This is a genomic window from Arthrobacter sp. 24S4-2 (genome assembly GCF_005280255.1).
GTDB lineage: Bacteria > Actinomycetota > Actinomycetes > Actinomycetales > Micrococcaceae > Arthrobacter.
The window spans coordinates 3,398,241-3,421,727 of record NZ_CP040018.1 but is presented as its reverse complement, the minus strand read 5'-3'; the positions used below and the strand labels follow the sequence as shown (position 1 = coordinate 3,421,727).

19 protein-coding genes and 2 tRNA genes are annotated in these 23,487 nt (G+C 64.9%); 15 read left to right on the top strand and 6 right to left on the bottom strand.

The annotated features are described in order from the left end of the window. Nucleotides 1-21 precede the first annotated feature (21 nt). Entirely contained in the window at nt 22-501 is a 480-nt protein-coding gene (locus FCN77_RS15880; protein WP_137323039.1) for an OsmC family protein, read from the bottom strand. A gap of 91 nt (nt 502-592) precedes the next feature. Then, nucleotides 593-3,145, bottom strand: coding sequence for an aminopeptidase N (gene pepN, locus FCN77_RS15875; protein ID WP_137323038.1), 2,553 nt, complete (start codon nt 3,143-3,145; stop codon nt 593-595). A 145-nt stretch (nt 3,146-3,290) separates the two neighbouring features. On the opposite strand from pepN, the gene FCN77_RS15870 reads away from it, so the two are divergent. From FCN77_RS15870 to FCN77_RS15860, 3 genes are all read left to right on the top strand, one after another. Next, complete coding sequence (locus FCN77_RS15870; RefSeq protein ID WP_137323037.1) at nt 3,291-4,292, top strand: hypothetical protein; 1,002 nt, start codon at nt 3,291-3,293, stop codon at nt 4,290-4,292. Between the two features lie 137 nt (nt 4,293-4,429). Next, complete coding sequence (locus FCN77_RS15865; protein WP_137323036.1) at nt 4,430-4,924, top strand: ribose-5-phosphate isomerase; 495 nt, start codon at nt 4,430-4,432, stop codon at nt 4,922-4,924. Next, nucleotides 4,924-5,853: an Fpg/Nei family DNA glycosylase gene (locus FCN77_RS15860; RefSeq protein ID WP_137323035.1), complete on the top strand. Its 930-nt coding sequence runs from the start codon at nt 4,924-4,926 to the stop codon at nt 5,851-5,853. The genes FCN77_RS15865 and FCN77_RS15860 overlap by 1 nt, the downstream gene beginning before the upstream one ends. An 82-nt stretch (nt 5,854-5,935) precedes the next feature. Here FCN77_RS15860 and FCN77_RS15855 read toward each other — a convergent pair. Next, a tRNA-Gly gene (locus FCN77_RS15855) sits at nt 5,936-6,009 on the bottom strand. 173 nt (nt 6,010-6,182) lie between these two features. Here FCN77_RS15855 and FCN77_RS15850 point away from each other — a divergent pair. The 6 genes from FCN77_RS15850 to FCN77_RS15825 all read left to right on the top strand — a co-directional run bounded on the left by FCN77_RS15850 (nt 6,183) and on the right by FCN77_RS15825 (nt 11,479). Continuing rightward, nucleotides 6,183-6,257, top strand: a tRNA-Pro gene (locus FCN77_RS15850). 66 nt (nt 6,258-6,323) lie between these two features. Then, nucleotides 6,324-7,715, top strand: coding sequence for a trigger factor (gene tig, locus FCN77_RS15845; RefSeq protein ID WP_137323034.1), 1,392 nt, complete (start codon nt 6,324-6,326; stop codon nt 7,713-7,715). 282 nt (nt 7,716-7,997) lie between these two features. Further along, on the top strand, nt 7,998-8,609 hold the full coding sequence (locus FCN77_RS15840; protein WP_137324807.1) for an ATP-dependent Clp protease proteolytic subunit: 612 nt from the start codon (nt 7,998-8,000) through the stop codon (nt 8,607-8,609). A gap of 41 nt (nt 8,610-8,650) precedes the next feature. Continuing rightward, nucleotides 8,651-9,310: an ATP-dependent Clp protease proteolytic subunit gene (locus FCN77_RS15835; protein ID WP_028268993.1), complete on the top strand. Its 660-nt coding sequence runs from the start codon at nt 8,651-8,653 to the stop codon at nt 9,308-9,310. Nucleotides 9,311-9,506: 196 nt separating this feature from the next. Next, on the top strand, nt 9,507-10,796 hold the full coding sequence (gene clpX / locus FCN77_RS15830) for an ATP-dependent Clp protease ATP-binding subunit ClpX (RefSeq protein WP_028268994.1): 1,290 nt from the start codon (nt 9,507-9,509) through the stop codon (nt 10,794-10,796). Between the two features lie 68 nt (nt 10,797-10,864). Then, nucleotides 10,865-11,479, top strand: a complete 615-nt coding sequence (locus tag FCN77_RS15825) for a DsbA family protein (protein ID WP_137323033.1) — start codon at nt 10,865-10,867, stop codon at nt 11,477-11,479. A gap of 392 nt (nt 11,480-11,871) precedes the next feature. Here FCN77_RS15825 and valS read toward each other — a convergent pair whose 3' ends face one another. Further along, nucleotides 11,872-14,493 (bottom strand): valine--tRNA ligase, encoded by a 2,622-nt coding sequence (gene valS / locus FCN77_RS15820; protein WP_137323032.1) that lies wholly within the window; start codon nt 14,491-14,493, stop codon nt 11,872-11,874. 148 nt (nt 14,494-14,641) lie between these two features. On the opposite strand from valS, the gene FCN77_RS15815 reads away from it, so the two are divergent. Further along, complete coding sequence (locus FCN77_RS15815; RefSeq protein WP_254678591.1) at nt 14,642-14,737, top strand: hypothetical protein; 96 nt, start codon at nt 14,642-14,644, stop codon at nt 14,735-14,737. 9 nt (nt 14,738-14,746) lie between these two features. Continuing rightward, nucleotides 14,747-15,508 carry an SDR family oxidoreductase gene (locus FCN77_RS15810; protein WP_137323031.1) on the top strand — a complete coding sequence of 254 codons (762 nt, stop codon included), beginning with the start codon at nt 14,747-14,749 and terminating at the stop codon, nt 15,506-15,508. An 8-nt stretch (nt 15,509-15,516) separates the two neighbouring features. On the opposite strand, the gene FCN77_RS15805 is transcribed toward FCN77_RS15810, so the two are convergent. Next, nucleotides 15,517-16,530, bottom strand: a complete 1,014-nt coding sequence (locus tag FCN77_RS15805) for an endonuclease/exonuclease/phosphatase family protein (protein WP_137323030.1) — start codon at nt 16,528-16,530, stop codon at nt 15,517-15,519. Nucleotides 16,531-16,882: 352 nt separating this feature from the next. Between FCN77_RS15805 and ileS the strand changes: the two genes are divergently transcribed. The 4 genes from ileS to ndk are packed head-to-tail and all read left to right on the top strand — an operon-like array spanning nt 16,883 to nt 22,523. Beyond that, nucleotides 16,883-20,236 carry an isoleucine--tRNA ligase gene (gene ileS / locus FCN77_RS15795; RefSeq protein WP_137323028.1) on the top strand — a complete coding sequence of 1,118 codons (3,354 nt, stop codon included), beginning with the start codon at nt 16,883-16,885 and terminating at the stop codon, nt 20,234-20,236. 3 nt (nt 20,237-20,239) lie between these two features. Next, the gene (locus FCN77_RS15790; RefSeq protein ID WP_137323027.1) at nt 20,240-21,598 is read left to right on the top strand and encodes a folylpolyglutamate synthase/dihydrofolate synthase family protein; all 1,359 of its coding nucleotides are present in this window, start codon (nt 20,240-20,242) and stop codon (nt 21,596-21,598) included. A 2-nt stretch (nt 21,599-21,600) separates the two neighbouring features. Further along, the gene (locus FCN77_RS15785; RefSeq protein WP_137323026.1) at nt 21,601-22,065 is read left to right on the top strand and encodes a DUF4233 domain-containing protein; all 465 of its coding nucleotides are present in this window, start codon (nt 21,601-21,603) and stop codon (nt 22,063-22,065) included. Between the two features lie 38 nt (nt 22,066-22,103). Next, nucleotides 22,104-22,523, top strand: coding sequence for a nucleoside-diphosphate kinase (ndk, locus tag FCN77_RS15780; protein ID WP_137323025.1), 420 nt, complete (start codon nt 22,104-22,106; stop codon nt 22,521-22,523). Nucleotides 22,524-22,607: 84 nt separating this feature from the next. On the opposite strand, the gene FCN77_RS15775 is transcribed toward ndk, so the two are convergent. After that, nucleotides 22,608-23,279 carry a vitamin K epoxide reductase family protein gene (locus tag FCN77_RS15775; protein ID WP_137323024.1) on the bottom strand — a complete coding sequence of 224 codons (672 nt, stop codon included), beginning with the start codon at nt 23,277-23,279 and terminating at the stop codon, nt 22,608-22,610. Nucleotides 23,280-23,487: the final 208 nt, after the last annotated feature.

The window sequence follows — 23,487 nt, the reverse complement described above, 5'->3', positions numbered from 1 at the left end:
CGCCGGCACCCTCGCCGATGCTTAGTTTTCCGCCACCAGCGTGGTCGGGGCGTGCAGCACGGGGAAGTTGACACTGCGGGCTATGAAGCAGATTTTGTTGGCCTCTTCGTGCAGTTCTTCCATGAGCGCGCCGTCTACCCGAGCGGCCACCGTCACTTCCGGACGGAGCGTCACGGATTCAAACTGGCCGCTGCCGTCGCGGTTGGTCCGCATCAGCCCCTCGGCCCTGTCCTCGTAGCCCGTCACCACAACGCCGTGTTTGACAGCCACGTGCAGGAAGGAAAGCATGTGGCACTGCGACAGCGCGGTGAGCAGCAGCTGCTCGGGGTTGTAGCGGGTCCTGTCTCCGTGGAAGGTGGGATCCGCGGAGCCTTTCAGGACCGGGAGTCCGGCAATTTCGACGTCGTGGTCCCGGGCGTAGCCCCGGTATGTCGAGGTTCCGTCTCCGCGGTTCCCGGTCCAGCGGACGGTAACGGCATAGCGGTGCTCATCAAGGGTCATGCCGCAATTCTAGTGACGGCAAACGCCGGGACCCGGAGCCGCCAGTCTGGCAGCCGCAGGGTCCCGGCCCGTTTTGGGTGGTGCCCGGCGGCTATCCGACGTCGGCCTCCCGGGCCCGCAGGGCACGGGCCACGCCGTCACGGTTTTCGAGCATCATGCGCCGCAGGGCCGCACTCTCCTCGGGCAGGGAAGCCAGGAACTGATCCGTCCGGTCCACTGTCGCCTGGGTGGTCTGCAGGGACGGGTAAAGCCCGACGACGATCTGCTGGGCGAGCGCATGGGTGCGGTTGGCGACGATGCCGGGAACGGCGTCGAAATACTTCTCCGTGTAAGGTTCCAGCAGTGCGGGGTCCAGCACGCGGGTGAAGCCGGCCACGGCAGAGGCCTGCAGGGCGTTGGACAGATCACCCTTGACCACGATGGACTCCCATGCCTCGGCCTTGGCCGCCGGCGTTGGGATGGCCGCCTTGGCCAGCGCGGCCGCGTTCTGGCCATTGGCGGTGTTGTCCCGCTCCAGCTCGGCGTCGATCCTGTCCTGGCCGAACCGGCCGCCGGCGACGAGGCAGGCGAGCAGTTCCCAGCGCAGGTCCTGGTCGACGGTGAGCCCGTCAAGCCCGGCCGATCCGTCCAGCAGGGCCGAGACCGTGTCCAGCTGGCTGTCGCTGCGGGCCAGCAGAGCATACGACTTCACAAACTGGAGCTGTGCATCGGATCCCGCGGGGACAGCGGCGGCCATGTCCCACAGCTGGTCCGCGGCAGCCACAGAGGTCTTCTCCCGGTACTCTTCGGCAACGTAATACGTGAGCGTCGTCGCGAGTTGGCGGAGCTGAACCAGGATCACGGAAGAGTCGGACTCGGAGGCAATGTTGGCCAGGATCAGTTCGACGTAGCCGCGTGCCGGTGTTTCGCCGTCGCGCGCCGCGTCCCACGCAGAACCCCAGACGAGCGTCCGCGGGAGGCTTTCGCGGAAGTCCTTCAGGTGGGCGGTGGCCGTGGCCAGCGACTTCGGGTCGAGGCGGACCTTTGCATATGCGAGGTCGCCGTCATTGAGCAGGATCAGGTCCGGCTGCTGCAGGCCGGCCAGCGCGGGCACCCCGGTGCGCTCGCCGTCGACGTCGAGCTCTTCGCGGTGCACCCGGACAAGCTGCCCGTCGGCCACGTTGTAGAAGCCGACAGCCAGGCGGTGCGGCCGGATGGTGGGCTGCTCGGCCACCGCGGACTGCACGATGGTGAAGGACGTGATGGCTCCGGCGGAATCCACCGATACCTCCGGCGTCAGTGTGTTCACGCCGGCCGTTTCCAGCCAGAGCCGCCCCCACTGGTCCAGGTCACGGCCGCTGGCCGTCTCCAGCTCCACCATGAGGTCGCTGAGCTCGGTGTTCTTCCAGGCGTGCTTGCTGAAGTATTCGCGGACCCCGGACATGAACTGCTCCGGGCCCACCCAGGCAACCAGCTGGCGCAGCACGGAGGCGCCCTTGGCGTAGGTGATGCCGTCGAAGTTCACCTCCACGTCCTGGAGGTCGTTGATCTCCGCAAAAATGGGGTGCGTGGTGGGGAGCTGGTCCTGGCGGTAGGCCCAGGACTTCTCCACCGAGGCGAACGTGGTCCAGGCGTGGTCAAACTCGGTGTTCTCCACCGCGGCCAGGTGCGACATGTATTCGGCGAACGATTCGTTGAGCCAGAGGTCGTTCCACCAGCGCATCGTGACAAGGTCTCCGAACCACATGTGCGCAAGTTCGTGCAGCACGGTGATGGCACGCCGTTCGATCTGCGCCCCCGTGACCTTGCCGCGGAACACGTAGCCCTCCAGGATGGTCACGGCGCCGGCATTTTCCATGGCGCCCGCATTGAACTCCGGGACGAAGAGCTGGTCGTACTTTTCAAACGGGTAGGGGCAGCCGAACTGCGCTTCGAAGAACTCGAAGCCCTGCCGGGTGAGTTCAAAGATGTTGTCGGCATCGAGGTACTGCATGAGCGACTTGCGGGCGAACACGCCCAGCGGAACGACCCGCCCGTCGGCACCCTTCACCTCGCTGCGCACCGACTGGTACGGGCCGGCAATCAGCGCAGTGACGTAGGAGGAAAGCCGGGGGGTGGGGGAAAACTCCCACACGGAGCGGGCGCCGCCGTCCTCGCCGGGGATGGTTTCGATGGGAAGCGGCGTGGGTGAATTGGACACCACATCCCAGTGCGACGGCGCCGTGACGGTGAACGTGAAGCTCGCCTTCAGGTCGGGCTGCTCGAACACGGCGAACATCCGGCGGGAATCCGGAACCTCGAACTGGGTGTACAGGTAGACCTCGTTGTCCACCGGGTCAACGAAGCGGTGCAGGCCCTCGCCTGTGTTCATGTACGGCGCCTCGGCCACAACCAGGAGGTTATTCTCCTCGGCCAGGCCCGGGAGCTGGATGCGGACGCCGTCGGACACTTCGGCGGGATCGAGCTCACGGCCGTTCAGCATGATGCTGTGGACAGTATGCGTCACCGCATCGATAAAGGTGGAGGACCCGGGCCGTGCGCTGAACTTAACAGCGGTAATGGATCCGAACACTTTGTCGCCCTTGGTCAGGTCCAGGCTGACGTCGTAGGACTCAACGGAGATGAGATCGGCGCGCTCGCGTGCTTCGGCGCGCGTCAGGTTCATACCTGGCAAGGTGGGGCCTCCAGAAAGGGTTGCGGTTGCCGGCCGGCAACAGTCGCTGCCGGCACTGTGAAATTATTCTTTCACTTCATTGTGCGTTGGCAAGTTAGGTGGATCACTGGGCCTCGGCGCGGAGTAGCGTTGGAGTATGGGAAAGATCAGGGATTCGGTGGACGCCAAGGCACTCCGCTTCGCAGTGGGATTTCCCGTGCTCCTGGCTGCCGCCTTCGTTGTTTGTGCATTTTTGCTGCGGCCGGATGTGCCGGACCCGCTTGCCGTGAGCTGGTCGGCATCCGGTCCGTCGGGCTATGCCCCGTTCTCCGCGTTCGTGGCGGCAGGCGGCCTGATCATCGTCCTGGTGGGCTGGCTGACCCTGGGGCAGGCCGTTCCGCTGACCCGGCCCGCCGTGATGCGGCGCATCATGATGGGCGCCGGGCTGACCGTCACTCTCTTTGTCACCACCGCCCTGGCCGCCGTGCTGGTGGGCCAGGCGGGGATCGCCGACGTCCATGAGGCCCGTGTCGACATGTCCGTCCTCGCCCTGGGGAGTGGAGCCGCCCTTGCTCTCGGCGTCATTTTGGGCTTTGTCTTCAAGGCCGACGAACGCTGGTCCGTGGACGACGACCGCGCCCTTGAGGAGGCGCTGGACCGCGAACTTGACCCCGAAATTGCCATGGATTCGGTGCGGCTGTGGGTGCACGCGCGGAGCTCGGTCTTCGTGATGCTGGGGATCGCCTCGCTGTTCCCGGCCGCCCTGATCTCCATCGTTGTCCCCTGGCTGGGAGTCCTGCTGGTCGCACTGGCCGTCCTGGCCGCCGCCTTCCTCTTCGCCCGCATCATCGTGGACCGCAGCGGGCTGCGCGTCTTCGTGGCCGGAATCGTCCGGGTGATGGAAGTTCCGGCGTCGGCAATTTCCTCAGCATCACCGGCGGAGGTCCGGGCCGCGGACTATGGCGGCTGGGGCTACCGTAACCACGGCGGAACCACAGCGATGCTCGTCAGCAGCGGCCCCGCCGTCGTCGTCAACCGGGCGGACGGCAGGAAGGTGGCGGTCAGCGGCGGCAGCGCCGACTCGGCGGCAAGAGTCGCCGCGGTGCTGTCCCGGGTGGCCGCCCGCGCCCGCGGCGAAAAGCGTCCGCCGCTGCCCTGAGTTGCCGTGTTGATTCGCGGTGCGCGTCCGCAGGGTGTTCACGGCAAGCAGCCAATGCCTGCGTCCTAGTACGCTTGGATCCGACCCCCGAAGCAGCCCGGAAGCTTTCCGGAGCTTATGACTGAACGGATACTGCCGTGACCACAAACCCCGACTTCCCGCGCGTCCACATCGCCACCGACCATGCCGGCATGGAACTCAGCGCCCACCTGGTAAACCACCTCACCGCCAAGGGCTACGACGTAGTGGACCACGGCCCCAAGGTCTACGACGCCCTGGATGACTACCCGTCCTTCTGCATCAATGCAGCGCTCGCCGTGGTGGCGGACCAGGCTGCCGGCGTCCACGCCCTGGGCATCGTGCTGGGCGGTTCGGGGAACGGCGAGCAGATCGCCGCCAACAAGGTCAAAGGCGTCCGCGCGGCCCTCGCCTGGAACCTGTCCACCGCCACCCTCGCCCGCGATCACAATGACGCGAACGTCGTGGCAGTCGGCGGCCGACAGCACAGCGTGGAGGAAGCCACGGAAATCATTGAGGCGTTCCTCCAGGAACCCTTCAGCAACGATGAGCGCCACGTCCGCCGCATCGGCAAGATCGCGGCCTACGAGACCACCGGCGAGGTCATCGCCTAGTGCCGGAGGGGCATTCGGTCCACCGGCTGGCACGCCAGTTCGCGGACGTCTTTTCCGGCCAGCACTTGGCCGTTTCCAGCCCGCAGGGGCGGTTCACCGACGGTGCGGCGCTGCTCGACACCCGGACGCTGGTGGAGACGGCGGCCCACGGGAAGCACCTGTTCCTGCACTTCGACAACGGACTGGTCCTCCACGTGCACCTGGGCCTCTACGGTGCCTGGGACTTCGGCGGTGATGCCACGTTCCGCGGCGCCTCCAGCATCGGGGCGCCCCGCAAGGTGGGGGAGCGGGAGGTGTTCGACGACGGCGTGGCAGACGCCGCCGCTTTTGACTCCGACGGCGGCGCTCCCGCGTACGCGGGGCCTCCTGCGCCGGTCGGTGCCGTCCGTGTCCGGCTTGCCGGGGCCCACGGCTGGGCGGACCTCAGGGGCGCCACCACGTGCCACGCCATCACCGGGGCGGAGGCCGGCGCCGTCCTGGCCCGCCTGGGTCCGGACCCGTTGCGGAACCTGCCTGGAGACAAGGAAGGCTTTGTCACGGGCCTGCGGGCACGGCGGACGCCACTCGCAGCACTGCTGATGGACCAGAAGGTGATTGCCGGCGTCGGGAACGTGTATCGCGCCGAACTGCTCTTCCGCCAGGGACTCGATCCCTGGCTGCCCGGCCGCGCGTTGGATTCGGCAGCGGCTGGTGAACTGTGGGAGGACACCGTCTCAATGATGTCCGACGGCGTCCGCGACGGCCGGATCATCACCACGCCTCCGCGTTATTGGACTGAACCGGACGCCGGCCTGCCCGCACCGGAAGAATCCCACTCTGTGTACCGGCGGCACGGCCTCGACTGCCGCGACTGCGGAACGTTGGTTGCGCTGTCCGACCTCGGTGCCCGCAAGCTGTATTGGTGCCCCACCTGCCAGCAGGGATCCTGAACAACAGGAAAGCCCCTCCGGAGAGGGGCTTTCCTGTTGTCCTGCTTGTGTCCTTGGGACTGCCTTGGAGGGACACTGTCCTTGGAGGGGACGACGGGAATCGAACCCGCATCATCAGTTTGGAAGACTGAGGCTTTACCACTAAGCTACGTCCCCGTGAACATGCATCAGGCCGCTTGTATTGATCATATGCTGTTGATCGCAAGGGGACGGTTGGTGCACTTCTTCCGGTCGGCTGCTCGAGCCGGATATAACTAAACCTAATTCAGGGCCCCAGTGTCAAATGTGCATATCCGGCCGTTATGACCGTAGACTGTTCTGTGCACTTACGGGGTGTAGCTCAGCTTGGCTAGAGCGCCTGCTTTGGGAGCAGGAAGTCGCAGGTTCAAATCCTGTCACCCCGACTCTGCAGCTTGTCAGATCATTGCGTTTGCAGAACCCCATCCCACAAAACCAGGAGTACTTAGACTGTGAAGAGCGCTGTCGAGAACCTCACCCCCACGCGGGTCAAGCTCAATGTTGAGGTCCCCTTTGAGGAATTGAAACCCAGCATCGAAGAGGCATACAAGACTGTTGCTTCGCAGATCCAGGTCCCTGGCTTCCGCAAGGGCAAGGTCCCCGCAAAGCTGATCGACCAGCGCGTTGGCCGTGGCTACGTGCTGGAGACCGCCATCAACGAAGGCCTCAACGGCTGGTACCAGGAGGCTGTCCAGGAAACTGGCATCCGCCCGCTGAGCCGTCCCGAGGTTGAAATCACCGAGGTGCCGGATCCCACGGCCACCGACGGTGAACTGAAGTTCCACGCTGAGGTTGACATCCGTCCCGAGATCGAGTTGCCGGACTACGCAGGCATCAAGGTTGAGGTTGCTGCGGCCGAGTCTTCCGAAGCCGATGTCGACAAGGCGCTCGACGAACTCCGCGGCCGTTTCGGCACGCTGAAGTCCGTGGACGGCCCGGCAGCCGACGGCGACTTCCTGACGATCGACATCACCGCCACGATTGACGGCGCCGAAGTTGACTCCGCCTCCGGCCTGTCCTACCAGGTTGGCGCCGGCACCATGCTTGAAGGCCTCGACGAGGCCGTCACCGGCCTCAGTGCTGACGAGGACGCCATCTTCGAAACCACCCTGGTGGGCGGCGACCACGCCGGCGAAGCGGCCCAGGTCAAGGTAGTTGTCAAGACCGTCAAGGAGCGCGAGCTTCCCGCGGCCGACGACGACTTCGCCCAGCTGGCATCCGAGTTCGACACGCTGGCTGAACTGCGTGAGGACCTCGCCAAGCAGGCGGCCGAATCCAAGGTTGTCGAGCAGGGCGTCGAGGCCCGCGACAAGGTCCTGGACAAGCTCGTTGAGCTGGTTGAGGTTCCCGTTCCGGCCTCCGTCGTCGAAGAGCAGCTCGAGCAGCACTTCAAGGCTGAGAACTCCCACGGTGAAGGCGATCACGACACCGAGGAGCACCGCGCCGAGGTCAAGGCCAACACCGAGCGTGCCTTCCAGAACGAGATCATCCTTGACGCCATCGCGGACAAGGAAGAAGTCGGCGTCAGCCAGAACGAGCTGATCGACTACATCGTGACCACGGCCAGCCAGTACGGCATGGACCCGAACCAGTTCGCCCAGATCATCGATCAGTCCGGCCAGGTTCCCATGATGGTTTCCGAGGTCCGCCGCCGCAAGGCCCTGGCTGTTGTGCTGGGCCAGGCCGAGGTGACCGATTCGGCAGGCAACAAGGTTGACCTGAGCGACTTCGTGCGCCCCGGCGGCGAAGACGCTCCCGTTGCCGAAGAAGCTCCGGCCGTTGAAAGCGAAGCATCCGCCGAGGAAGCCACGCCGAGCGACGACCCGGCAGCAGTGAAGTTCTAACACGTATTGCACGGAAGCCCCCGGATCCCTGATCCGGGGGCTTCCCCGTTTAAACCCCGGAACTGCGTTAGGCGTTAACCCCCGGAACGGCGGCTGTGTCGTGCTGTGCGGTGGGCGGTTGCGGCAATCGTGCGCCGTCAGCGAACAGCGCGATCCGCGAGAACAAAACGGCCGCAAAACCGGTTAGTGTCCAAGTAGTGATTTTCAGTGACGTCGTACCGTGACGTCACCGTCGCCAGCGAGAGGTAAGTACATATGTCACAGCAAGCAGGGGCACCCCGGATGGCAACTGTCGATCCGGCAGCCCAGGACAACTACATCTACAACCGCCTGCTGAAAGAGCGCATCATCTGGCTTGGCTCCGAGGTTCGCGATGAGAACGCCAACGCGATCTGCTCGCAGTTGCTGCTGCTGTCAGCGGAGAACCCCGAGAAGGACATCTACCTTTACATCAACTCGCCCGGCGGCTCCGTAACCGCTGGTATGGCCATCTACGACACCATGCAGTTCATTCCGAACGACGTCGTAACGGTCGCCACCGGTCTTGCGGCTTCGATGGGGCAGTTCCTGCTCTCCTCCGGCACCAAGGGCAAGCGCTACGCCACCCCGAACGCCCGTATCCTGATGCACCAGCCGTCAGGCGGCATCGGCGGCACGGCCTCGGACATCAAGATCCAGGCCGAGCTCATCCTGCACATGAAGAAGGTCATGGCGGAACTCACTGCCGACCAGACCGGCCAGACGGTCGATACGATCCTCAAGGACAACGACCGTGACAAGTGGTTCACGGCTCCGGAAGCCCTTGAGTACGGCTTCTTCGACAAGATCGCCGCGCATGCGGGATCCGTAGCCGGTGGCGGCGGAACGCAAAACGCCAGCGGCTCGGAAAACTAACCGGCACGAAGACAGAAATGATGATTCCAGGAGAAGTGAACATGAACTACAATTTCGGATCGTCTGCCGGGAACCTGCCCACCAGCCGCTACGTGCTGCCGCAGTTCGAGGAGCGCACCCCCTACGGCTTCAAGCGCCAGGACCCGTACACCAAGCTGTTCGAGGACCGCATCATCTTCCTCGGCGTCCAGGTGGACGATGCCTCCGCTGACGACGTCATGGCCCAGTTGCTGGTGCTAGAGTCCACTGACCCGGACCGTGACATCACGCTCTACATCAACTCCCCGGGCGGTTCCTTCACCGCCATGACGGCCATCTACGACACCATGCAGTACATCCGCCCCGAGATCCAGACGGTGTGCCTGGGCCAGGCTGCAAGTGCCGCGGCCGTCCTGCTCGCAGCCGGTACGCCGGGCAAGCGGCTGGCACTGCCCAACGCCCGCGTGCTGATCCACCAGCCCGCCCTGTCGGGTGGCCAGGGCGGCCAGGCTTCGGACCTTGAGATCCAGGCTGCGGAGGTCATGCGCATGCGCTCCTGGCTCGAAGACACGCTGGCCAAGCACTCGGGCCGCACCTCGGAGCAGGTCAACAACGACATCGAGCGTGACAAGATCCTCACGGCCGCCGAGGCGCAGTCCTACGGCCTCATCGACCAGGTCCTTGATTCCCGCAAGATCAAGCCGCAGGCGATCAGCAGGTAGCAGCACGACACGCGGAGCCGGTGCGGTTCATGGAAAATGGACCGCACCGGCTTTCGTTTTCAACGCGTAAGGTTCCACCCCTCAGGCCGAATGTGACCTAGAGTGGAACATGTCACGGCCGGACCTTCCGGACCCACCGTGATTCCAGCAACCGGTGCAGTGCTGCGGTAGCAGCAAGATACTAAGGGGTTCACATATGGCTCGGATTGGCGAGAGCACGGATCTGCTGAAGTGCTCTTTCTGCGGAAAGAGCCAAAAGCAGGTGCGTAAGCTCATTGCCGGGCCCGGCGTCTACATCTGCGACGAGTGCATTGAGCTCTGCAACGAGATCATTGAAGAGGAGCTCGCGGAAGTAGCGGACCTCGGCAGCTTCGAACTGCCCAAGCCGCGCGAGATCTTCGACTTCCTGCAGGAATACGTCATCGGCCAGGAGCCCGCCAAGCGCTCCCTCGCCGTCGCCGTGTACAACCACTACAAGCGCATCCAGGCCGGCCACGCCCCCAAGAGCGGCAGCCTCGCCGAAGGCGTCCATCACGACGACGTCGAGATCGCCAAGTCCAACATCCTCCTGATCGGCCCCACCGGCTGCGGCAAGACCTACCTCGCCCAGACGCTGGCACGGCGGCTCAACGTCCCGTTCGCCGTCGCGGATGCCACGGCACTGACCGAGGCCGGGTACGTGGGCGAGGACGTCGAGAATATTCTCCTGAAGCTCATCCAGGCCGCTGACTATGACGTCAAAAAGGCCGAACAGGGCATCATCTACATCGACGAGATCGACAAGATCTCGCGGAAGAGCGAAAACCCGTCCATTACCCGGGATGTCTCCGGTGAGGGCGTCCAGCAGGCGCTCCTGAAGATCCTGGAAGGCACGGTGGCCTCGGTTCCCCCGCAGGGCGGCCGCAAGCACCCGCACCAGGAGTTCATCCAGATCGACACCACCAACGTGCTGTTCATCGTCGCCGGAGCCTTCGCGGGCCTCGAGGACATCATCGGCTCCCGGTCCGGACGCAAGGGCATCGGCTTCGGTGCCCCGCTCAATGAAGTCAAGAACAACTCCGACTCCTACGGCGAGGTTATGCCGGAGGACCTGCTGAAGTTCGGGCTGATCCCGGAATTCATCGGCCGGCTTCCCGTCATCACCACGGTCTCCAACCTGGACCGGCCCGCTTTGATCCAGATTCTGTCCACGCCGAAGAACGCCCTTGTGAAGCAGTACCAGAAGATGTTCCAGCTGGATGGCGTTGAGCTGCTCTTCGACGACGCGGCGCTGGACATGATAGCGGACCAGGCACTCGAGCGGGGCACAGGCGCCCGCGGGCTCCGCGCCATCATGGAGGAAGTGCTCCTTCCGGTAATGTTCGATCTTCCCAGCCGTGACGACATCGCCAGCGTAGTTATCACCGCCGATGTGGTGGCGAAGAAGGCGCAGCCCACCATGATCGCGCACGACGTCGTGGCCAAGCGGCGGAATAAATCCGCTTAGTTCTTCGCTCTTGGTAGATGTGCGCCTGGTGCGCGCCGTTGCCTGATTCTTTTCCGAGGAGACTTCCTGTGCCTGAAACCGCTGCGAGCAAAGCCGACTTCTGGTTCGACCCCCTGTGCCCCTTCGCCTGGATCACGTCCCGCTGGGTCGGTGAAGTCGAGGAAGTCCGCGACATTGAAACTGAATGGCACGTGATGAGCCTCGCCGTCCTGAACGAGGGCCGCGACCTTGACCCGGGGTACCGCGAATTGATGGACAAGGCCTGGGGCCCCGTCCGCGTCATCATTGCTGCCCGCGAGCAGCACGGTGACCGGGTTATCAAGCCGCTGTATGACGCCATGGGCAGCCTGATCCACGACGCTGGCGAGAAGGACTTCGGCATCGTGATCAGCAAGGCCCTGGCAGAGTGCGGGCTGCCTGCCGGGCTCGCAGCCGAGGCGTCCTCGGATGCCTTCGACGTGCAGCTCCGCGCCAGCCATGAGGAGGGCATCTCCCTCGTGGGGCAGGATGTCGGAACGCCGGTAGTGGCCTTCAACGGCACCGCCTTCTTCGGCCCGGTGCTGACGCGCATTCCCAGGCGAGAGGAAGCCGGCCGCCTGTGGGACGCCGCGGTGACCCTGGCCGCGTATCCGCACTTCTTCGAAATCAAGCGCAGCCGTACCGAGAGGCCCGAGTTCAACTAAGGGCGTCCGCTGGAGGCCTCCCGCGGGCAGCGAGAATTACTGCCATGTAGTTCTTCCGGGGCTATTGCGGTTCCCCTTGGGTGGGACAACAATGGTTCTTACCCACTTCGAAAGAAGAGGGACACGGAAACCAAAGATTCAGTGACACGCATCTGACGCAGCCTTCGGCAAAGTCAGAAGCTGGCTACCAGTGACGAGGTAGGAAGACCTGAAATTCCGAGGATTCCGCCAGGTTGTCACAGACGTCACGAGACAATCGAAAAGTCGAAGCCCCACCAACGGCTAAACGCTGATGGGGCTTCCCCTTTGCCCAAAAACAAATTGCCCAAAAACAGAAGCCCCACCAGCTCGGTCGCTGATGGGGCTTCTTGTTTGCCCAGACAGGCCGGGGGCTAGGCGCTTGGCGCTTCCTCCGGCTGGGCCAGCACGACATCGCTGACGGTGAGTTCGCCTTCGCCTGCCACGAGGGTCAGTTCGCGGGCATTGGAGGCCGCCTTCAGGTCTGCAAGGCCGGCCTTCAGCTGAGTGCTGAGAGACTCCGTGGCGGTGATGGTGGCGGACACCACCTCAGTGCGCTGCTTGACCTTCGCCTCGGATTTGGCCTTGCGGATGCCGCTCAGCGCGACTCCGACGGTGGCGAGCATGGTGGTGTCGCCGTCGGACACTTCCAGGGCCGCCGGCCACTCGGCGCGGTGCACTGATCCGCTGCGCCACCAGCCCCAGACTTCTTCCGTGGCGAAGGGCAGGAAGGGGGCGAACAGCCGCAGCAGCGTATCCAGGGTGGTGGCCAGAGCCGCGAGCACCGAGGCCTGCTCGGCCTCCCCGGCCGCACCGTAGGCGCGGTCCTTGATGAGCTCCACGTAGTCGTCGGTGAACTGCCAGAAGAAGCTCTCGCTGATCTGCAGGGCCCGGGCGTAGTCGTAGTTCTCGAACGCCTTGGTGGCCTGTGCCACGACGTCCGAGAGCTGCGCCAGCACGGCCCGGTCCAGCGGGTTGGTGAGCACGGACAGGTCCGTGGAAACCACCGAGTTCTCCGTGGCGCCGAGGTTCAGGACGAACTTCGAGGCGTTGAGCAGCTTGATGGCCAGGCGGCGGCCGATCTTCATCTGGGCAATCTCGTAAGCCGTGTCGGCGCCAAGCTTGGCCGAAGCCGCCCAGTAGCGGACAGCGTCCGAGCCGTACTCGTTGAGGACGTCGGTCGGAACGATCACGTTGCCCTTGGACTTGGACATCTTCTTGCGGTCCGGATCCAGGATCCAGCCGGAGATGGCCGCGTGCTTCCACGGCGCGGTGTCCTGCAGCGCGTCGGCACGCACAGCGGTGGAAAACAGCCACGTCCGGATGATGTCGTGGGCCTGCGGTCGCACGTCAAACGGGTAGACCTTGGCAAAAAGTGCCTCGTCGGTGCTCCAGCCGCCCACGATCTGCGGCGTCAGGGAGGACGTGGCCCAGGTGTCGAGCACATCGGCGTCACCGGTGAATCCGCCCGGAGTGTCGCGCTGGGTTTCTTCATAGCCTGGAGCCGCGTCGGCGGCCGGGTCCACCGGGAGCTGCTGGTCCGAGGGCAGGATCGGGGCGTCGTAGTCGGGGTTGCCGTCTGCGTCGAGAGGATACCAGACCGGTACGGGCACGCCGAAGAAGCGCTGGCGGGACACCAGCCAGTCGCCGTTCAGTCCGGAGATCCAGTTCTCGTAGCGAGAGCGCATGAATGCCGGGTGGAATTCAATCGCGTGTCCGCGGCCGATCAGGCGTTCGCGGCGGTCCTCGTCGCGGCCGCCGTTGCGGATGTACCACTGGCGGGAAGTGACGACCTCAAGGGGCTTGTCGCCCTTCTCGAAGAAGTTGACCGGGTGCATCATTTTCTTGGGCTCGCCGTCGAGGAGCTCAACGGCGGTCAGCTGTTCCACAACTGCTTCCTTGGCGCTGAAGACCGTCTTGCCGGCGATTGCCTCGAAGGCGGCACGGCCTTCGTCGGTGGTGATCCATTCCGGGGTCTCGCCGATGATGCGGCCGTCGCGGCCAACGATGGCGCGGGTGGGCAGCTGGAGTTCGCGCCACCAGGTGACGTCGGTGAGGTCGCCGAAGGTGCAGACCATGGCGATGCCGGAGCCCTTGTCCGCCTTGGCGAGGTGGTGCGCCTTGACCTCCACTTCAACGCCGAACAGGGGAGAGGTCACCTTCTTGCCGAACAGCGGCTGGTACCGTTCGTCATCGGGGTTCGCTACGAGGGCGGCGCAGGCCGCCAGCAGCTCAGGCCGGGTGGTCTCGACGTAGATCTTTTCGCCGTCCTCGGTAAAGAAGGGGTAGCGGTAGTAGGCGCCCGCGACTTCGCGGTCCTCGAGTTCAGCCTGCGCCACGGCAGTGCGGAAGGAGACGTCCCACAGGGTGGGGGCTTCGGCCATGTAGGCGTCTCCGGCGGCCAGGTTGGCCAGGAAGGCGCGCTGGGAGATGGCGCGCGACTTGTCGTCGATGGTGCGGTAGGTGAGGTCCCAGTCCACGGACAGGCCAAGGGTCTGGAAGAGGTTCTCGAAGACCTTTTCGTCCTCGACGGCGAGCTCCTCGCAGAGCTCGATGAAGTTCCGGCGCGAGATGACATCGAAGTCCCGCTGGTTCTTGGCCGGCTCGGCCGGCGGGCGGTAGCCGGCGTCGTAGGAAATTGCCGGATCGCAGCGGACGCCGTAGTAGTTCTGGACGCGGCGTTCGGTGGGCAGGCCGTTGTCGTCCCAGCCCATCGGGTAGAAGACGTTTTTGCCGGTCATGCGCTGGTAACGCGCCAGGACGTCGGTCTGGGTGTAGGAGAACATGTGCCCCACGTGCAGGGAGCCCGACGCCGTGGGCGGGGGAGTGTCGATCGAGTAGACCTGCTCCCTGGTGGTCTCCCGGTTGAATTTGTAGGTCCCTTCGTCAAGCCAGCGCTGCGTCAGGGCAGCTTCCAACCCCTCAAGGGCGGGCTTGTCCGGAACGTTGATAGGGGCAGTGGTGGGCGTGTCTGTACCCTGTTTGTCTTCAGCCATGGAGCAATTGTTTCATGATCCCCGGCCGCGCCCTGCAGTAGCATCCCGGTATGGACAACGCAGCCCGTCGCTTGGTGACCAAACGCATCTACGATGAACCGGCCGACGACGACGGTTTCCGCGTTCGGCGGCAGCAACCCTGCAGGAATTGGCGGAGAAGCACCCGCGCATCACGTTGCTTTATGGCGCCAGGGATCCGGAGGTCAACCACGCCTGTGTGCTCCTGGAGTTCCTCCGACGCTAGGGTGGTGCCATGACTGAGGTAAAGCACACGAAGGCAGCAGTGGTTACGGGAGCCAGCACAGGCATTGGCGAGGCCACGGTCCGCGCGCTGAGGGCCGAGGGGTGGACGGTCTTTGCCGTCGCCCGCCGCGCGGACCGGCTCGCCGCACTGGCAGCGGAAACCGGAGCCACGGCCGTCCCTGCGGACATCACCGACGACGCTGACGTGGAGCGGCTCCTGGCCGAAGTGACGCAGGCAGGCGGCATTGACACCCTCATCAACGTTGCGGGCGGCGCCCGGGGCGCGGACAGGATCGCGGACGCCAAGACGGACGACTGGAAGTGGATGTTCGAGGTGAACGTCCTGGGCACCATGAAACTGACGCGTGCTTTCCTTCCCATGCTGCGGGCCGGTGGAGAGGGTACAGTCCTGAACCTGACGTCGACGGCCGGATTGTCGTCCTATGAGGGCGGCGGCGGCTACAACGCAGCCAAGTTCGCCCAGCACGCCATGAACGACGCCTTGCGGCTCGAAGAGGTTGAACACAACCTGCGGGTCATCGAAGTTGCTCCGGGCCTGGTGCACACCGAGGAGTTTGCCCTCAACAGGCTGGGTGACGAGGAGGCTGCCGGCAAGGTCTACCAGGGCGTCGAAAAGCCGCTTACGGCTGCCGACGTGGCCGATGTGGTCCGCTACGCCGTCACCGCGCCCCACCACGTGAACCTGGACCAGATCGTGATCCGGCCGGTGGCGCAGGCCGCCAACTACAAGCTCATCCGTAAGCAGGCCTGAGGGCGACGCTAGCCCGCTGCGGGGACGCGTAGCGTCGCAACGACTGCTGCGTGGTCGGTTCCGGAAACGCGATGGACCTCATACCCGGAAACCGCGATGCCCGGGCTGGTCACAAGGTGGTCGATGGTGATGCCGGGCAGCCGGGGACCCTCCATCGGCCAGGTGGGGACGAGCCGCATACCGGCGGCCGTCCCCACATCAACCATCTTCCGCGCGTCCTCGCCGCCGTCGAGCACTGCCCGGAACTCAGCATGGTCGTAGGTGGCGTTGAAATCGCCGATCAGCAACCGGTTCCCGGGACTCGCGGCCAGGGCACCCAGGGCGGCGAGGTCGCTGCGCCACTGGTCAACACGCACGTCCACCGGCGGAAGCGCGTGGACGTTGGCCACCTCAAGGACGGCCCGGCCAGCCGGGCCATCCATGGTGAGCCTGACGATGGGCATCTGGAACGGCGTACCGGGCAGGACGCCAACCGCGTCCAACCGGTGCGCCGAGTAGGTGGCGCTGCCGGCGCCGTCGTCCGTTGGGTTGCTGATCCTGTTGGGAAGCAGCGTGGACAGTCCTTCGGCCGCCAGCCTGTCTCCGAGCGCCTGCGAATGTTCCTGGATTGTCAGCAGCCCGACGCCCTCCTCCCGCACCAGCCGGACAATTTCCGCCGCGTCCGCCTGGCCGAATTCCGAATTGATGGTCATTGCCGTCAGTTCCACCGTGGGCGCTCCGGCGTCAGGAACGCTCCGGCCGTGGTCCAGCGGGAACAGCCAAAAGAGCTGGACCGCCGCCAAGGCGCCCGTCAACCAGAGCAGCCACCGGCGCCGGCCAAGAAGGGCGAACAGCACTGAGGCGCCGGCCGGGATCACGAGCCACGGAGTGAAGGACAGCAGTTGGACCACGGCCGTAGGCCATTCCGCCGGGAGCGCGCGGAACGCGGACAGGACCGCCACCGGCGAGGATGCCAGGACGGTGAGCACCGGCCAGGCGGCGGACCGGCGGCGTTGTGGCCGGACCGGGGCGGGGATGGTCATACGCCCGAGTCTATGCATTCCAAATGCCTGGGTATGCCCGGAATCACCCCGCCGATACGGTAAATCGGGGTAATTCCGGGTAGAATCGGGTATCAGCTTTGACCCGGCCATCACCGGTGAGCTTCCGGAAGAACCTTCGGGCCCTGCGGCGCAGGAACCCGCACCAGTAGAACCGGACGGGTAAGCCCGTCACAGCAGCAATGAGCGGCCGACGCCGGTGCTCTCCTTTGACGGGTCCGGCGACGGTAAGTGAGGTGGTACCGCGGTGCCGGTGCTGTTGAAAGACAGCGTAGGGGCCGTCCTCGCATCCTGAATGATCCACTTGTTCACTAGCTCAACCCAGGATGTCGAGATGACCTATTACCCCAAGGCCTCAGCCGCACTGTCAGGCTCCGGTTCCACCAGCTCTCCTTCCAACACCTCCGGTGTGTCGGCGTCCGTGAAGTTCCCGGAGGTCGAAGAGCGCATCCTCAAGTACTGGGACCAGGACGGCACCTTCCAGGCGAGCATCGACCAGCGGGACTCTGACCTTCCTGGCGGAGAACGCGGCAGCAACGAGTTCGTCTTCTACGACGGCCCTCCCTTCGCCAACGGCCTGCCGCACTACGGCCACCTGCTGACCGGCTACGCCAAGGACCTGGTGGGCCGCTACCAGACGCAGCGCGGCCGCCGCGTGGAGCGCCGCTTCGGCTGGGACACCCACGGCCTCCCCGCCGAGCTGGAAGCCATGAAGCAGCTGGGCATGACGGACAAGACCCAGATCGAAGCCATGGGTATCGACAAATTCAACGACGCCTGCCGCGCGTCCGTGATGAAGTACGCCGACGAGTGGAAGAGCTACGTCACCCGCCAGGCCCGCTGGGTGGACTTCGACAACGACTACAAGACGCTCAACGTTGAGTACATGGAGTCCGTGCTCTGGGCCTTCAAGCAGCTCCACGAAAAGGGCCTGACCTACAACGGCTACCGCGTCCTGCCGTACTGCTGGAAGGACGAGACGCCGCTGTCCAACCACGAACTGCGCATGGATGACGACGTCTACAAGAACCGCCAGGACCAGACCGTCACCGTCACCTTCCCCATCACGGCAGGGGAGTCGGAGCTGTCGAGGAAGCTTGCCGGCGTGCAGGCGCTCGCCTGGACCACCACGCCGTGGACGCTGCCCACCAACCTGGCGCTCGCCGTCGGGCCTTCCATCACCTACGCCGTCCTGCCGGCCGGTCCCAACGGCATCAAGGCGGCGTCAGCGGAAGCGCCCGTCTCGGGCAGTTTCCTGCTCGCCGCCGACCTGCTGGGCACCTACGCCAAGGATCTTGGCTACGGCGACGGCACCGCCGGCGTCGAGGCCGCCGAGGCCGCGGTGACCGCCACCTACACCGGCGCCGAACTGGCCGGGCTGCAGTACCAGCCGCTCTGGAACGACTTCGCCGACACCGAAAAATTCGGCACTGAAAACGCCTGGCGCTTCCTCGTGGCAGACTACGTCACCACCACCGACGGCACCGGCATCGTCCACCAGGCCCCCGCCTACGGTGAGGACGACCAGAAGGTCTGTGAAGAGGCCGGCATCCCCGTGGTCCTGTCAGTGGACGAAGGTGCGAAGTTCCTGCCGCTGTTCTCGCACGGCGAACTGCACGACATCGTCGGCCTGCAGGTGTTCGAGGCCAACAAGCCCATCACCCAGGTGCTGCGTGCCCAGGGCCGCCTGGTCCGCCAGGCCAGCTACGAGCACAGCTACCCGCACTGCTGGCGCTGCCGCAACCCGCTGATCTACCGTGCCGTGTCCTCCTGGTACGTGGAGGTCACCAAGTTCAAGGACCGCATGTCCGAACTGAACCAGGAGATCAACTGGATCCCCGGGAACGTCAAGGACGGCCAGTTCGGCAAGTGGCTGGCCAACGCCCGCGACTGGTCCATCAGCCGCAACCGCTACTGGGGCAGCCCCATCCCGGTGTGGCAGTCCAGCGACCCCGAATACCCGCGCACCGACGTCTACGGCTCGCTCGCCGAGATCGAAGCCGACTTCGGACGGCTCCCGCTGAACAAGGCCGGGCAGGTTGACCTGCACCGGCCGTTCATCGACGAACTGACGCGCCCGAACCCGGATGACCCCCGCACCCCCGAAGAGGGCCAGTCCGTGATGCGCCGCGTCGAGGATGTGCTGGACGTCTGGTTCGACTCCGGCTCCATGCCGTACGGCCAGGTGCACTACCCGTTCCAGAACGAGGAATGGTTTGACACCCACAACCCGGCCGACTTCATCGTCGAATACATCGGGCAGACCCGCGGCTGGTTCTACATGCTGCACATCCTGTCCACGGCGCTGTTCGACCGGCCGGCCTTCCGCAACGTCATCAGCCACGGCATCGTGCTTGGTTCCGACGGGCAGAAGATGTCCAAGAGCCTGCGCAACTACCCGGACGTCTCCGAGGTCCTGGACCGCGACGGTTCCGACGCGATGCGCTGGTTCCTGATGTCCAGCCCCATCCTGCGCGGCGGCAACCTTGTGGTCACCGAGCAGGGAATCCGCGACGGCGTCCGCCAGGTCATCCTGCCGCTGTGGAACGTGTACAGCTTCTTCACGCTGTACACGAACGCCGCCGATGGCGGAAAGGGTTACGACGCAAACCTGCGCTACGACGGCTACTCCGACACCATGGACCAGTACCTCATGGCCAACACCGGCGACCTGGTCCGCAACATGACCGCGCAGCTGGACAGTTACGACATCTCCGGCGCCTGCGACGAACTTCGCAGCTACCTGGACATGCTCACCAACTGGTATGTGCGCCGCAGCCGCCAGCGCTTCTTCGACGAAAGCGTCGATGCCTTTGACGCGCTCTACACCGCGCTGGAGACGGTCTCCCGCGTGGCCGCGTCCCTGCTCCCGCTGGTGTCCGAGGAGATCTGGCGCGGCCTCACCGGTGGCCGCTCGGTGCACCTGGCCGACTGGCCGGATGCCGGGCTCTTCCCGGCCAACGCCGGCCTCGTCGAGGCGATGGACCGCGTGCAGCAGATCTGCTCCACCGGATCCTCGCTGCGCAAGGCTGCGAACCTCCGCGTCCGCCTGCCGCTGCAGGAGCTCACCGTTGTGGCACCCGGCGCGGATGCGCTGGGAGGCTTTGCCGCCGTCGTCGCCGATGAACTTAACCTGCGTTCCGTCCGCCTGCTGGACGCCGAGAGCGCCTCCCCGGAGGAGTTCGGCATCGAACAGAAGCTGGTGGTCAACGCCCGGGCAGCCGGTCCGCGCCTAGGCAAGAACGTCCAGCAGGCCATCAAGGGCTCCAAGTCCGGCGACTGGTCGGTCAGCGACGCCGGAGTGGTCACCGCCGGCGGCCTCGAACTCGAACCTCCGGAATACACGCTGGAAACGGTCGTGGCGGAAGCCGCGGAGGGAGCCGGTTCCCGCGCTGCTGCTGTGCTGCCGGGCGGCGGGTTCGTGGTCCTCAACACCGAGGTAACCCCGGAACTGGAAGCCGAGGGCCTTGCCCGGGACATGGTCCGCGCCATCCAGCAGGCCCGCAAGGACGCCGGACTCAATGTCAGCGACCGGATCCGCACCACCGTGGCCGCCGCGCCGAACGTCATCGAGGCGCTGGAGGCCAATGCAGGACTCATCAGGACCGAAACCCTGACGGTGGACCTTGAAACCGTTGCGGGAGACTCCGCAGAACCGCAGATCACCGTTGAAAAAGTAGGGGCCTAAGCAATGACCGACGAATTTTCCGTGGAGAGCGTCTACGCCGAACTGCTGGGGCGCGCGCCGGAGAACAAAATGGAACCCCGGCTCGCGCCTCTGTTCCGGGCCATGGACGTCTTGGGGGAGCCCAACAAGGCGTTCCCGATCATCCACGTCACCGGCACCAACGGCAAGACGTCCACGGCGCGGATGATCGAGGCCGGCCTGCGTGCCCACGGACTCAGCACCGGACGCTACACGAGCCCGCACCTGTCCAAGGTCACCGAGCGGATCAGCATTGACGGCGCGCCGGTGTCGGACGAGACCTTCGTCCGGATCTGGGACGAGATCCGGCCGTACCTGCAGATTGTGGACGGCGAGCTTGAGGCCGAGGGCCAGCCCCGGCTGACCTACTTCGAGTGCCTGACCATCTTGGCGTTCGCTGTCTTCGCCGACCAGCCGGTCAACGTGGCCGTCATGGAGGTGGGCCTGGGCGGTATCACGGACGCCACGAACGTCGGTGACGGGCAGGTGGCCGTGGTGACACCCATTTCGCTGGACCACACGGACCTTCTCGGCGACACGACTGAAGACATCGCGCAGGAAAAGGCCGGCATCATCAAGCCGGGAGGCTTCCTGGTCAGCGCCGCACAGCCCGTCGGCGCTGCGCAGGTGCTGCTTGAGAAGGCCCGCGAAGTCCAGGTACCGTACCGGTTTGAAGGCGTGGAATTCGGCGTCGAGTCCCGGACCGTTGCCGTGGGCGGCCAGATGGTGACCATCCAGGGCCTGGCCGGACGCTACGAGGAACTGCTCGTTCCGCTGCACGGAGCGCACCAGGCGGAGAATGCCGCCGTCGCCATTGCCGCCCTCGAGGCGTTCTTCGGCGCGGAGAAGGCGCTCGACGCCGAAGTCCTGCAGGAGGCGTTTGCTTCGGTCACGTCGCCGGGCCGCCTGGAGGTCCTCCGCACTGCGCCGACGATCATCGTGGATGCCGCCCACAACCCGGAGGGCATTCGCGTTTCGGCCGAGGCAATCCACGAAGCCTTCAGCTTCACCAAACTTGTGGTGGTTGTAGGGGTCCTGAAGGAGAAGGACGCCGAGGAGATCCTCCGTCAGCTCAAGGAGTCCTTGGGCGGTCTCGCCGCGGAATACTGCTTCACCCAGTCCAACTCGCCCCGGGCAGTACCGGCCGAGGACCTCGCGGAACTCGCCCTGGAACTGGGCTTCGGCGAAGAAAACATCCACGTTGCCGAAAAGCTGGACGACGCCCTGGAGTGGGCCGTCGAGCACGCCGAAGCCAATGAGGATCTTGCCGGCGGTGTCCTGGTGACAGGCTCCATCACGCTGGTGGCGGAAGCCCGGATCCTGCTCGGAAAGGCGGATGCCTGACAATGGCCCGACTCACAAAAGCGCAGCGGGAGTGGCGTCCGGGGATGCCCAAGAAGCGGCGCTCCACTAAGGTCATGTTCGCCTCCACGGTCCTGGTGCTTGAAGGTTTCGTGGCCTTCTTCGCCACCCTGGCGGTTTTCGGACTCCGCCGCGACGAGTTCCCTCCGGCAGTGATTCTCTCGGTGGGCATCGTCCTGGGCCTGGTGCTCGTCTTGACCTGTGCCGTGCTGTCCAAGCCCTGGGGTGTGGCACTGGGCTGGATCCTGCAGCTGGTCCTGATTTTCACCGGGTTCATTGAGCCCATGATGTTCGTGGTGGGGATTCTCTTCGCGGTTGCCTGGTGGTACGGCATCCGTACCGGTATCCGGATTGACCGCGAGGCCGCCCAGCGCGACCGCGAACAAGCCGAGTGGGAGGCCGCCAACCCCGACGGCGGGGAGCCTGAACCACGCCCCCAAACCCCGTAGACTTACCCGGAAACCCACCCCAAAACATTGGAGCAGCTGTGAGCATTGAGCGCACCCTCGTCCTGATCAAGCCCGACGGCGTGACCCGCAACCTGACCGGTGCCATCCTTGGCCGGGTCGAAGCCAAGGGCTACACCCTGGCCGAGCTCAAGAAGGTGGACGCCAGCCGCGAACTGCTGGAGCAGCACTACGAGGAGCACGTGGGCAAGCCGTTCTACGAGCCGCTCGTGGAGTTCATGCTGAGCGGACCCGTTGTCGCCGCGATCTTCGAGGGCCACCGCGTCATCGAAGGTTTCCGTTCGCTCGCTGGCACCACGGACCCGACAACGGCGGCACCCGGCACCATCCGCGGTGACTTCGGCCGCGACTGGGGCCTGAAAGTCCAGCAGAACCTGGTGCACGGGTCGGACTCTGTTGAGTCGGCCGAGCGCGAGATCAAGATCTGGTTCCAGGACTAGCAGCCACCAGCGCGAACTGGCAGCAGATGACCTCAAAACGTGATTTTGAGGGCGTTAGCTGCCAGTTCGCGCTCTTTCTTTGGCTTAGTAACCTGACGTTCCGGCGAACACCTGGATGAAGGCGAAGAAGATCGTGGCGACGACGGCCACGTACAGCAGCGCCGTGACGATCCAGCCGGAGTCGCCCAGGATCTTCGCGGGGCCGGCGGGAACTTTGACCACTCCGTGAGTGACGTTCCGGACCGTGACCCACACAAAGAGGGGGATCATGGCGGCCCAGACAACCATGCAGAACGGGCAGAGGATGTGGATGGCGTACAGGGCCTGCGACCACAGCCACACCACGAAGGCGAAGCCCAGCGTCACCCCGGCCTGAAGGCCCAGCCAGTACCAGCGGCCAAACTTCGCCCCGGACAGAATGCCCATTCCGGTGGTGATGACGACGGCGAACGCCACGATGCCGATAAACATGTTGGGGAAACCAAAGACCGAACTCTGCCAGGTCTGCATGACCGCGCCGCAGGAAACCCACGGATTGATGTCGCAGGCCGTTACATGGTTCGGATCCTTAAGGACGGCGAGTTTTTCCAGGACGAGTGCGCCCGAAGCGAGCCAGCCGATGATGCCCGTGATAACCAGCAGCCAGCCGAAGGGTTTGTCCCTGGTCATGGGCGGCAGGCCTCCCTGGGCCGCTGCACGCTCGCGGAGGTCACCGTCCACCGTATTGTCCTGCGTGGAATTAGAGATGCTGGGCATGGGATGTCGCGTCCTTTTTCTCGAGGGCTCCTCGCCCTGATTGTAACGCCGGAGGCTGGACGGGCCGCACAGACTGCCGCCAGCCGCACCCTGACCTTGCGCTTGCGGGCCCTGCGTCCACCGCGTTTGACTGTGCGTATGAGAGAATGAAGCTGGCTGGAATACGATCCACATTCGGATTCCGGTCCGGTGGCTTGTTTGTAAGACC

What these genes read in the sequence shown, in the direction of transcription:
- FCN77_RS15880 (WP_137323039.1), bottom strand. Translation starts at nt 501, where the DNA reads ATGACCCTTGATGAGCACCGCTATGCCGTTACCGTCCGCTGGACCGGG.
- pepN (WP_137323038.1), bottom strand. Translation starts at nt 3,145, where the DNA reads ATGAACCTGACGCGCGCCGAAGCACGCGAGCGCGCCGATCTCATCTCC.
- FCN77_RS15870 (WP_137323037.1), top strand. Translation starts at nt 3,291, where the DNA reads ATGGGAAAGATCAGGGATTCGGTGGACGCCAAGGCACTCCGCTTCGCA.
- FCN77_RS15840 (WP_137324807.1), top strand. Translation starts at nt 7,998, where the DNA reads ATGGCAACTGTCGATCCGGCAGCCCAGGACAACTACATCTACAACCGC.
- FCN77_RS15835 (WP_028268993.1), top strand. Translation starts at nt 8,651, where the DNA reads ATGAACTACAATTTCGGATCGTCTGCCGGGAACCTGCCCACCAGCCGC.
- clpX (WP_028268994.1), top strand. Translation starts at nt 9,507, where the DNA reads ATGGCTCGGATTGGCGAGAGCACGGATCTGCTGAAGTGCTCTTTCTGC.
- valS (WP_137323032.1), bottom strand. Translation starts at nt 14,493, where the DNA reads ATGGCTGAAGACAAACAGGGTACAGACACGCCCACCACTGCCCCTATC.
- FCN77_RS15810 (WP_137323031.1), top strand. Translation starts at nt 14,747, where the DNA reads ATGACTGAGGTAAAGCACACGAAGGCAGCAGTGGTTACGGGAGCCAGC.
- FCN77_RS15805 (WP_137323030.1), bottom strand. Translation starts at nt 16,530, where the DNA reads ATGACCATCCCCGCCCCGGTCCGGCCACAACGCCGCCGGTCCGCCGCC.
- ileS (WP_137323028.1), top strand. Translation starts at nt 16,883, where the DNA reads ATGACCTATTACCCCAAGGCCTCAGCCGCACTGTCAGGCTCCGGTTCC.
- FCN77_RS15790 (WP_137323027.1), top strand. Translation starts at nt 20,240, where the DNA reads ATGACCGACGAATTTTCCGTGGAGAGCGTCTACGCCGAACTGCTGGGG.
- FCN77_RS15785 (WP_137323026.1), top strand. Translation starts at nt 21,601, where the DNA reads ATGGCCCGACTCACAAAAGCGCAGCGGGAGTGGCGTCCGGGGATGCCC.
- FCN77_RS15775 (WP_137323024.1), bottom strand. Translation starts at nt 23,279, where the DNA reads ATGCCCAGCATCTCTAATTCCACGCAGGACAATACGGTGGACGGTGAC.